This is a genomic window from uncultured Nitrosomonas sp., from assembly GCF_902826915.1.
Lineage (GTDB): Bacteria > Pseudomonadota > Gammaproteobacteria > Burkholderiales > Nitrosomonadaceae > Nitrosomonas.
In genome coordinates this window covers 1-11,012 of the sequence record NZ_CADEGP010000081.1, presented here as the reverse complement: position 1 = coordinate 11,012, position 11,012 = coordinate 1, and the positions used below count along the sequence as shown (strand labels likewise).

At 44.6% G+C, this 11,012-nt stretch carries 9 protein-coding genes and 3 pseudogenes; 2 read left to right on the top strand and 10 right to left on the bottom strand.

Translation table 11 applies throughout. The features are described 5' to 3' along the window. Positions 1-51: 51 nt before the first annotated feature. A pseudogene (locus QZV86_RS12085) lies at positions 52-224 on the top strand (IS4 family transposase); the annotation flags it as partial. A gap of 89 nt (positions 225-313) precedes the next feature. Here QZV86_RS12085 and folP read toward each other — a convergent pair. The 3 genes from folP to QZV86_RS12070 form a co-directional block, all read right to left on the bottom strand. After that, a complete protein-coding gene (gene folP, locus QZV86_RS12080) occupies positions 314-1,093 on the bottom strand; it encodes a dihydropteroate synthase (protein WP_295628478.1) in 780 nt (259 codons plus the stop codon). A gap of 127 nt (positions 1,094-1,220) precedes the next feature. Continuing rightward, positions 1,221-3,137 carry an ATP-dependent zinc metalloprotease FtsH gene (gene ftsH, locus QZV86_RS12075; protein ID WP_295628476.1) on the bottom strand — a complete coding sequence of 639 codons (1,917 nt, stop codon included), beginning with the start codon at positions 3,135-3,137 and terminating at the stop codon, positions 1,221-1,223. 172 nt (positions 3,138-3,309) lie between these two features. Next, a complete protein-coding gene (locus tag QZV86_RS12070) occupies positions 3,310-3,927 on the bottom strand; it encodes an RlmE family RNA methyltransferase (protein ID WP_295628473.1) in 618 nt (205 codons plus the stop codon). Between the two features lie 30 nt (positions 3,928-3,957). Here QZV86_RS12070 and yhbY point away from each other — a divergent pair, with 30 nt between their 5' ends. Continuing rightward, positions 3,958-4,311: a ribosome assembly RNA-binding protein YhbY gene (gene yhbY / locus QZV86_RS12065; protein ID WP_295628470.1), complete on the top strand. Its 354-nt coding sequence runs from the start codon at positions 3,958-3,960 to the stop codon at positions 4,309-4,311. A gap of 14 nt (positions 4,312-4,325) precedes the next feature. On the opposite strand, the gene greA is transcribed toward yhbY, so the two are convergent. From greA to QZV86_RS12030, 7 genes and pseudogenes are all read right to left on the bottom strand, one after another. Then, the gene (gene greA / locus QZV86_RS12060; RefSeq protein WP_293007234.1) at positions 4,326-4,802 is read right to left on the bottom strand and encodes a transcription elongation factor GreA; all 477 of its coding nucleotides are present in this window, start codon (positions 4,800-4,802) and stop codon (positions 4,326-4,328) included. A 56-nt stretch (positions 4,803-4,858) separates the two neighbouring features. Continuing rightward, a complete protein-coding gene (gene carB / locus QZV86_RS12055; RefSeq protein ID WP_295628465.1) occupies positions 4,859-8,068 on the bottom strand; it encodes a carbamoyl-phosphate synthase large subunit in 3,210 nt (1,069 codons plus the stop codon). Positions 8,069-8,095: 27 nt separating this feature from the next. After that, positions 8,096-9,247 (bottom strand): glutamine-hydrolyzing carbamoyl-phosphate synthase small subunit, encoded by a 1,152-nt coding sequence (carA, locus tag QZV86_RS12050; protein WP_295628462.1) that lies wholly within the window; start codon positions 9,245-9,247, stop codon positions 8,096-8,098. Positions 9,248-9,577: 330 nt separating this feature from the next. Beyond that, positions 9,578-9,733 (bottom strand): annotated as a pseudogene (locus QZV86_RS12045) (universal stress protein); the annotation flags it as partial. A 188-nt stretch (positions 9,734-9,921) separates the two neighbouring features. Then, a pseudogene (locus tag QZV86_RS12040) lies at positions 9,922-10,047 on the bottom strand (hypothetical protein); the annotation flags it as partial. Next, positions 10,028-10,315: a hypothetical protein gene (locus QZV86_RS12035; protein ID WP_295628460.1), complete on the bottom strand. Its 288-nt coding sequence runs from the start codon at positions 10,313-10,315 to the stop codon at positions 10,028-10,030. The gene QZV86_RS12035 and the pseudogene QZV86_RS12040, both read right to left, overlap by 20 nt. Positions 10,316-10,608: 293 nt before the next feature. Further along, a complete protein-coding gene (locus QZV86_RS12030) occupies positions 10,609-10,935 on the bottom strand; it encodes a DUF4156 domain-containing protein (protein WP_295628457.1) in 327 nt (108 codons plus the stop codon). Between the last annotated feature and the right edge of the window lie 77 nt (positions 10,936-11,012).

The window sequence follows — 11,012 nt, the reverse complement described above, 5'->3', positions numbered from 1 at the left end:
TATCAAACCTCTGCATGTCTATTCGATGTGATCGAATAGATCAGCGTTTCCTTAATAGCCATTGTTAAAAAGGAGCTTTATCTCAATGCCTCACTTTACACTTATTACAGATTTTATCGGTGTCAGTTTTCGAGAAAACCCATATTTCATGCGTTTTGCAGACCGACGTGTCCAGAATCAATGTGCGGCAGAATAGCAACCAATTGATTCTGCTTGATTTTTAACCGGACACTAGTGAGTCAATTTATGAAATTACTATTAAAGAATAAACAAAGCATTATTGGCAATTAGTTGATTAGGCAATTTATATTTATCAATCATAATCCCGGAGTGCATTGTGAATAGCAAGTGCTGCTTTACTTGCTTTGACATCATGCACACGCACAATCTTGGCGCCTTTAGCAACAGCAAGCAAGGCTGCGGCAACACTTTCATGTAATCGCTGGTCTACGTTATTCCCAGTAATCGCACCTAGCATGGATTTTCGGGATAAGCCTGCCAATACGGGGGTGCCCAATGTAGTGAATTCATTGAGATGATTAAGTAATGAAAGGTTATGTTGTAGTGTCTTACCAAACCCAAACCCAGGATCAATAACCAGTCGGCTTAGTGCAATGCCTGCTGTTTTCGCTGCTTGAATTCGCTGCTGCAAATAATCTTTTACCTCGGAGACAATGTCTATGTAGTAAGGATTGGCTTGCATATTTTGCGGCTTACCCTGCATATGCATCAAACAAATTTGCACATGTTTATGTGGCGCTACAGTTTCCAATGCTCCTGTATTGCGCAATGCATTAACGTCGTTAATCATGGAAGCTCCCGCCTCGATTGCATGTTTCATCACCTCAGGTTTGGAAGTGTCAATGGAGATAGGGATGGCGGTATCAACGAGTGCTTCCAGAACGGGTATAACGCGGCTTAATTCTTCATCAGCACTGACATATTGACTCCCGGGGCGCGTTGATTCTCCACCGATATCAAGAATATCTGCACCTTCGTCAATGAGGCTTCTTGCATGCGCAATGGCTTGTTGTGTTGACAGAAAAAATCCACCATCCGAAAAGGAATCAGGGGTTACGTTAATAATGCCCATTATTAGAGGGCGATTGAATGAGGCAATAAAGTTGTGTGGAAATGACGGCACAGTAAATAATAAACTAGCAAGTAAAAACGGGATACGATTTTATAAAATCGTATCCCGTTAATTAAGTTATCATTAATTAATCAGTTTCTTTTGCAACTTCTTGAGGTGCTGATGATTCGCTTTGTTCCTCAGTTTCTTCCGTTGCAGATTCATCGCTTGCAGTTGAAGATATGATTTGCGGTGGTTTAGGTGGACGTGGTGGACGATCTTCCATGATATCTTTAATCTGGTCGCTATCGATTGTTTCCCATTCCAGTAGAGCCTTGGTCATGGCCTCAATTTTGTCTTTATTTGATTCAATTAGTTTACGTGCAATCGCATATTGTTCATCGACTATGCGACGAACCTCCGCGTCAACTTTTTGCATGGTTGCCTCACTCATATTTTTATGAGTAGTTACTGAGCGACCAAGAAAAACTTCGCCTTCATTTTCACCATATACCATTGGGCCAAGTTCGTCAGACATCCCCCATTGGGTTACCATTTGTCGCGCTAAATCTGTTGCGCGCTCAAAATCATTAGATGCCCCTGTGGTCATTTGCTTCATAAAAACTTCTTCGGCAATGCGTCCACCAAACATCACTGCAATCCTCTGTAAAATTTCTTCACGTTCCATACTAAAGCGATCTTCCGTTGGCAGTTGCATGGTTACCCCCAAAGCACGGCCTCGCGGAATGATTGTTACTTTATGTACCGGATCAGTTTTTGGCAGTAATTGAGCTACAACAGCATGCCCTGATTCATGATAAGCAGTATTTCTACGCTCATGTTCAGGCATCACCATTGAGCGTCGTTCTGCGCCCATGAATATTTTGTCTTTAGCACGCTCAAAATCATCCATGTCTACTAGGCGTTTATTACTTCGAGCTGCGAATAGTGCTGCTTCGTTGACCAAGTTGGCCAGATCGGCACCTGACATGCCTGGTGTGCCACGTGCAAGAATATCTGCTTTTACATCTGGTGACAGTGGTACTTTGCGCATATGAACATGCAGAATTTGCTCACGTCCGCGTATATCAGGCAATGGCACCGTTACCTGGCGATCAAAACGACCGGGACGCAACAAAGCTGGATCCAATACATCGGGACGGTTGGTTGCAGCAATTACAATTACACCCATAGCCCCTTCAAAACCATCCATTTCTACCAGTAGCTGATTAAGTGTTTGCTCGCGTTCATCGTTCCCGCCACCCAAACCTGCACCACGCTGGCGACCTACTGCATCAATTTCATCGATAAAAATGATGCAGGGCGCATGCTTCTTGGCTTGCTCAAACATATCGCGAACCCTGGATGCACCCACGCCGACAAACATTTCGACGAAATCTGAGCCAGAAATGCTAAAGAACGGTACCTGGGCCTCTCCAGCAATAGCCCGGGCCAGTAACGTTTTTCCCGTTCCTGGGCTACCTACCATCAAAACACCGCGTGGGATACGCCCACCCAGTTTCTGGAACTTTGTGGGATCGCGCAGAAATTCAACCAGTTCGGCAACTTCTTCTTTAGCTTCTTCGCAACCGGCTACATCATTAAAAGTTACTGTATTGGCTGATTTGTCGAGCATACGTGCTTTACTTTTGCCGAATGAGAAGGCACCACCATTACGTCCGCCACCTTGCATCTGACGCATAAAAAATATCCATACTGCAATCAACAAAAGCATTGGGAACCATGAAATGAAAATACTCATCAGCATGGATGGCTCTTCTTCCGGTTTAGCTTCAACAATAACGCCAGCTTTCAATAAATCGCTCACCATCCAGGGATCGGATGGTGCATATGTCGTAAAGCGCCGACCATCAGACTTTGTGCCTCTGAGTGTACGTCCTTCGATAACAACTTTGGCGATTCTGCCTTGATTCAATTCGGATATGAATTGCGAGTATTCCATCGGTACTTGCGTTGGTTGACGAACGCTGAATTGATTAAATACAGTCATCAACACTAGTGCAATTACCAGCCAAATGGCCATGTTTTTAATTAAGTTATTCAAGATAGCTCCTTGGTTTGCACCTAAAAATCATCGATTAGTCATTCTAACTCGATTTTGTTTACTATAACAGAATAGTTCGTTTTTAATAAATGTGCTATCAAACTCTTATCCTATCATTAACTTTTACTATAATCACTGAGGGGATCTATTCATTTCTGATCAACTTCAATAATTACTTTTTTCCTAATCCTAATAGATATAGTTCATTGCTGCGGTCACGCGATGCTTTGGGTTTCCGTATTGTCACGTTTTTGAATCCAACGCGCATATCGAAAAGGAATTGATCAAAATCTCTACCTTGGAAAACTTTGACTAAAAAATTTCCGCCATAGTTCAGTTGTTCCATTGAGAATGCTAATGCCAATTCTGCTAAATACATGCTTTTAGCCTGGTCGCTGATAATAATTCCACTCATGTTGGGTGACATATCTGAAATGACAAGATCGGGTTGACGATCTCTCAAATATTTCTTTAATTCAATTACGGCATATTCTTCTCTAAAATCACTTTGAATAAACTCTACACCGGGTAAAGGTGCCATCTCAAGAATATCTACCGCAATAACCTTGCCACTGTGACCTATTTTATGGCTTGCTACTTGTGACCAACTGCCGGGGGCTGAGCCTAAATCAACAACAGTCAGTCCTGGTTTTAGTATGCGATCTCTTTCAGTAATTTCAAGCAACTTATACGCAGCACGTGAACGATACCCCTCTTTTTTTGCTTGTTTGACAAAAAAATCGTTAACATGCTCCTTCATCCAGGCTTTACTGGTTTTGGCTCGTTTCATCAAGTAGAATAATACGTTTGAAGAGAATTTATGTTAACACTAACTATTGCCCACCGGCGTGAATTAAAAGCGCAAGCGCATGCATTGAATCCGGTTGTGATGATTGGGAAATCTGGATTATCCACTAGTGTTATGGAAGAATTAAATCGTGGGCTTTCAAGCCATGAATTGATTAAGGTTAAAGTACAGATAGATGATCGGATTGCTAGAAATGAGCTGTTTGAGGAGATATGCCGGCTGTTAAATGCTGCACCTGTGCAGCACATTGGTAAAATTTTTGTTATTTATCGACCTAAACCAGAAGAAACAGACAAACACGGAGGGCATCCGTCGAAAAAAAAGACAAGTGCACCTTTTCGCACTAAACGGAGTTTTCAGAACTGAGTCTGACTCCATATTTAGATATACTTGACGTCCAATATTTCGTATTCTCGAATACCGCTAGGTGCGTGAACTTCTGCGATATCTCCTGCATGCTTACCAATGAGTGCGCGTGAAATGGGGGAGCTGATGGATATTTTTCCGTCCTTAATGTTAGCTTCATCATCCCCTACGATTTGATAAGTGACAACTTCGCTACTTTGCAAATCTTCCAATTCAACTGTGGCACCAAAAACACAAGCGCCATCTGCATTGATGAGCGCTGGATTGATGATTTGCGCACTAGAGAGTTTGCTTTCCAGGTCGGCGATACGTCCTTCAATAAATCCTTGTTTTTCCTTGGCGGCATCATATTCGGCATTTTCTGAAAGATCACCGTGAGCACGTGCTTCAGCAATTGCAGTAATGACGGAAGGACGATGAATCGTTTTCAGCTCATGCAATTCTTTGCGTAATGCTTCAGCTCCAGCCACGGTTAACGGAATAGTGCTCATTGTGATTTTTTGCCTTTCATTTTCATCCTGCTTCTAAAAATTGAATCCAATTTTATCTATGTTTCGAGTTGTATATGCAATTTCTGTAGATTATAAGCCTGCAATTCACGTTTATTGGTGATGCCCATACAGGCAGCACGTGCACCGGCTAACGTTGTATAGTAAGTCACTTTCGCTTGGAGCGCAGCATGGCGAATTGAATAGGAATCTCGTATTGCACTGCGTTGATTTTTCACGGTGTTAATGATCAGACTAATTTCACCATTTTTAATCATGTCAACAATATGCGGCCGACCTTCCGCAACCTTGTTAATAATAATAACCGCTATTCCTGCTTCTGTGATCGCAGCAGCAGTACCCCGTGTAGCATAAAGGGTAAAACCAAGTCCTGCAAGGCTGCGCGCGATTTCAACCGCATGCAATTTATCTGATCGCCGCACACTAATGAAAATTTTTCCGGAAGTAGGTAAGCGAACGTCGGTTGCTAACTGGGACTTAACAAAAGCTTCTGCAAAAGTGGATCCCATGCCCATCACTTCTCCGGTAGATTTCATTTCCGGCCCTAATATCGTATCAACACCGGGGAGTTTTATAAAGGGAAAAACAGCTTCTTTGACCGAATAGTATTCAGGAATTACTTCTTCAGTAATGCCTTGTTCAATTAAAGAGCTTCCCGTCATGCAGCGTGCCGAGATCTTGGCTAGTTGAAGGCCGGTTGCTTTGGAAATGAAGGGTACAGTACGTGAGGCTCTGGGATTGACTTCAAGTACAAAAACCGTATCATCTTGAATCGCAAATTGTACATTCATCAGTCCGATGACATTCAGTGCGCGTGCCATTTTGGCAGTTTGCCGACGTAATTCATCCAGTATCTCAGGTTGTAAGTTAAAGGTAGGCAGTGAGCATGCGGAATCTCCGGAATGTACGCCCGCCTGCTCAATATGTTCCATGATGCCACCGATCAGAACGGTTTCTCCATCGCAAATGGCATCGACATCGACTTCGGTGGCGTGAGTGAGAAAATGATCCAATAATACCGGGGAATCATTGGAAACTTTGACGGCTTCACGCATGTAGCGTTCCAGATCGGATCTTTCGTGCACGATTTCCATAGCGCGTCCGCCCAATACATAGCTGGGTCGTACCACCAACGGGTAGCCAATTTCCTCGGCGGCAATCAGCGCTGCTTCGGGATTACGTACGGTGCGATTGGGTGGTTGTATTAAGCCTAATTGCTGCAGCATTTTTTGGAAGCGCTCGCGATCTTCGGCGCAATCAATCATATCTGGACTAGTGCCAATAATCGGTACGCCATTGGCTTCCAGATCACGCGCGAGTTTAAGTGGGGTTTGCCCGCCGTATTGTACAATTACGCCATCAGGTTTTTCTACAGCGACGACCTCAAGCACATCTTCCAATGTCAATGACTCAAAATATAATCGATCGGATGTGTCATAATCGGTTGAGACGGTTTCTGGATTACAGTTGATCATAATGGTTTCAAAACCGTCTTCCCGTAACGCTAAGGCGGCGTGAACGCAACAATAATCAAATTCAATTCCTTGACCGATACGATTAGGGCCGCCACCCAAGACCATTATTTTCTTTTTATCCGTGGGGGAAGACTCGCATTCGTCCTCGTAGGTCGAATACATATAGGCTGTGCCGGTAGTGAATTCGGCTGCGCAGGTGTCAACGCGTTTGTAGACAGGGCGTAAGTTAAAGTGATGTCGCTGTTTACGAACTGCGGTTTGGTCGGTGCTGAGTAGCTTGGCCAAACGCCGGTCGGAGAAACCACTGCGTTTCAGCTTGCGTAATGCTTGTTTATCCAGTGCTTCCAGATTGACCTTCGTCAACGCTTGTTCTTGTTTGATTAAGTCCTCGATTTGCGCCAGGAACCAGATATTGATATGCGTCAACTGATGAATTTCATCCAGTGAAAAATCGCAACGGAAAGCATCGGCGACATACCAGATCCGCTCCGGGCCAGGATTAGCAAGCTCAGTTCGGATGGTTTCCAGGTTGTCGGTTTTTTCATCTAGCCCATCAACACCGGTTTCCAGCCCGCGTAAGGCTTTTTGCAAGGATTCCTGAAACGTGCGTCCGATTGCCATGACTTCGCCGACGGATTTCATTTGGGTCGTTAAGCGATCATTGGTTTGCGGGAATTTTTCGAAAGCAAAACGTGGAACTTTGGTGACGACATAGTCGATTGTCGGCTCAAATGAAGCAGGGATAATGCCGCCAGTAATATCATTTCCTAATTCGTTCAAGGTGTAACCAACTGCGAGCTTGGCTGCGATTTTGGCAATTGGAAACCCGGTTGCTTTAGAAGCCAGGGCGGAAGAACGCGAAACCCGTGGATTCATCTCAATCACCAGCATGCGACCATCGTCAGGATTGATGGCAAATTGCACATTGGAACCACCGGTTTCGACACCGATTTCACGCAATACCGCAATTGATGCATTGCGCATCAGTTGATATTCTTTATCCGTCAGTGTTTGTGCGGGTGCTACCGTAATCGAGTCGCCGGTATGTACGCCCATGGGATCAATGTTCTCAATCGAGCAGACAATAATGCAATTGTCGTTTTTATCCCGGACGACTTCCATTTCAAACTCTTTCCAACCGATTACGGATTCTTCGATCAGTAATTCCTTGGTAGGGGAGGTTTTCAACCCACGCTCGCAGATATCCAGAAATTCTTCGCGATTATAGGCAATGCCGCCACCGCTTCCGCCCATGGTAAAGGAAGGACGGATAATCACCGGATAGCCCAACATAGCCTGGACTTGCAATGCCTCTTCCATACTATGAGCTACTGCAGATCGAGCAGAGTTCAAGCCGATGCGCGTCATGGCTTGCTTGAATTTTTCTCGATCTTCCGCCATATCGATGGCCTCACGCGAAGCACCGATCAGTTCTACAGCATATTTTTCTAATACGCCGTGTTTGACCAGATCCAGCGCGCAATTCAGCGCAGTTTGACCACCCATGGTGGGTAACAAAGCCTGTGGCCGCTCAATTGCAATGATTTTTTCGATCATTCCCCAAGTAATAGGCTCGATATAGGTTGCATCGGCCATTTCAGGATCAGTCATGATGGTGGCCGGATTGGAATTAACCAGAATGATGCGGTAACCTTCTTCTCGCAAAGCCTTGCAGGCTTGTACGCCGGAATAATCAAACTCACAGGCTTGACCGATAATGATGGGGCCGGCGCCAATGATGAGTATGGATTGAATGTCGGTACGTTTAGGCATGCTTTCTAGCGTGGTGTCACGCAGTAGTTATTGGGAATTATTTTTACGACGCTGCATCATGGTGATGAATTTATCAAACAGGTAATCAGCCTCATGGGGTCCAGGGCTGGCTTCCGGGTGCCCTTGAAAACAAAAAGCCGGCTTGTCGGTTAATTCGAAGCCTTGCAGGCTGCCATCGAACAGCGATACATGCGTGATGCGCGCCGTGGCAGGCAATGTACCGGCATCGACTGCAAATCCATGATTTTGACTGGTAATAATAACTTTCCCGCTGGCTATATCTTGCACCGGATGATTCGCACCATGATGACCAAATTTCATTTTTACGGTGCGCGCGCCGCTAGCTAACCCCAATAATTGATGACCCAGGCAGATACCAAATATCGGGATATTGCTTTGCAGCAGTGACTGGGTTGCAGAAATGGCGTAATCGCAGGGCTCTGGATCGCCAGGGCCGTTAGAAAGAAATACGCCATCCGGCTGCGTTGCCAGGATCTCATTGGCAGATGTTTGTGCCGGAAAAACCGTCACTTTACAACCACGTTGTGCCAGTTTGCGCAAAATTGTACGTTTGATGCCGAAATCAAAAGCTGCGACGTGAAATTGGAAATCTCCTGGGGTCTGAAAACCGGACTCCAATGACCATTCACCTTCCGCCCAGGAATACGATTGACGGCAACTGACTACTTTGGCAAGATCCATTCCGGCCAATCCGGGAAATCCTCTTGCAGTTTGTAATGCTTTTTCCTCATCTACATCGCCTGCCATGATGCAGCCGGATTGCGCACCTTTTTCCCGCAAAATGCGCGTCAGCTTGCGGGTATCGATTTCAGCAATCGCGACGACCTCTTGTTCCTGGAGAAATTCAGACAAAGTATGGGTTCTGCGGAAATTACTTGCCATCAAAGGAAGATCGCGGATTACCAAACCCGCCGCATGAACTTTGTTGATATTGCCGGATTCGAAATCTTCTGGGTTAATTCCCGTGTTGCCGATATGGGGGTATGTTAATGTAATGATTTGCCGACAATAGGACGGGTCGGTTAATATTTCCTGATAACCGGTCATTGCGGTATTGAAAGCAACCTCTCCTGTTTTTATGCCATCAACGCCAATAGACACGCCACGAAAAATTGTTCCATCAGCGAGTGCGAGGATGGCGTGCGGTCGTTGTGACACAAAAAACTCCTTGGAAACTGACAAGATATGGAAAACAGAACCAAGATTGATTCGTTTGAATGCCTTGGTTATTGAAGATGAAATTATACGTGAAAAAGGTTTATTTTTCTATTGGTACTGTCAAGTTAACTATCAAGAAAAATGCGCTGGGAAATTGAAACGAAAAATCCTTTCTCATCGAGTATTCATTGGAATACGAGGCGTGATCAGTGTTATCCCTTCCTATAATCAAAAACCAAACACATAGAGGCTAGTAAGGCATGGTATGCCCCATTGCGTTTTACAGTTAACAGGCCTGTTAGTTGAGTAGCTGGAAAAATATTGATAGGGTTATTTAACAAGCAGCACCGGTTTCTCGGCAAGGTGAATGACCTTGCTTGCTACTGATCCAAGCAATAGATTCTTGATCGCGCCCATGCCGCGCGTGCCCATCATGATTAAATCACAGTGATGCTTTTGCGAGAAGTCGGTAATGGTTTCGGCGGGATTGCCACTAAGTAGTCAACCCTGAAAAAGTATCGAACAATAATTATTCCAAGCAAGCTATCGGGAAAAATGAGTGGCTATAAAAATGTAGCACCTGATGATTTGAGTTTCCATCCAAGAATTCAAGCAATCTGCATCTTTCTTCACGGAAAAAAGAGCCAGAAAATGGCTATCAACCATTGTTTCATGTTCCAGGCAGCAGCGGCCATCAATAGGTCGATGTGATCGCCAAGCGCACCCTTCAGGTAGTTTCTCGACAACCGGTAATCCGATTTCAGGTGACCGATAATGGGCTCAATCGCTGCACACCTTCTGCATTGTTTGCGTTTTCTGTCTCTTTGATAACGGCGTATCTCGTTTTAATGCTTTCCCCGGTAGAATGATCTGTGTTCCATTGACTTCGCGTTTGCCGCGATAGCCGCGGTCACATCGCTTGTTTAGCCACTTTGCCTCGTGAAGCCTCAAAGTATGACGCAGTATCTCGGGTAAAGTATGACTGTCATGCAGATTCTGCTCGTGGCTGACCACGCCCACAATCAGGTTGTCCTTTGCTGTACTAGCGGTCGATGCTTTGGAAGCCATAAGCATAAAGAATATAAAAATAGGGGAGTAGCTTATCTGAGTTATGCTGAATTGGAGTATTTTGACTGCAAATACGCGAACAATCGTACTCAGCTTTTACATCAGCAAACTTGCGTAAGAGAACGAAGCGTGCGCCGGTTCAAATCAATGGGGTACAGGCTAACGATACCTGCTATCTATGAAGCTGTGTGCAATCTATTCAATCTTGGCCACATAATTTACACTTATTCATGCGCTATTTGATGCAGTGTTCTTTTAACAATTGATACTAAATCGGCAGCGGTTCATGTCACTTATTGTATTCTGGCTGGGAAACATTGATAAACACTGAAACTACGTCTTCCGTCATTAATTTCTGAAATGGGGGCAATCGTATCGCCCCCCATCAAAGCGGCCTCATTACGTGCCAGATCCGCAAGTTCATCCGCAACTTTTTCCGTATCACGGTTAAACACTATTTTGCTTTCAACTTTAGCAGTGACTTGACCTAGTTTTTTGCATGACTCGACCGTTCTGGCGGATTGCACTAAACGTACGCTTTCGCCATTTGAAGTAACCTTAACCCATGTGCAAGAAGACAGTATTAAACTACCACAAACAGCAATAAGGATTTTTTTCATTAAATAGCCTTTTATTAAAAGATAGGCTCTAGACTAGAAGACACAATCTGTTAGTCTAGCAAGATGTTAATAAACAG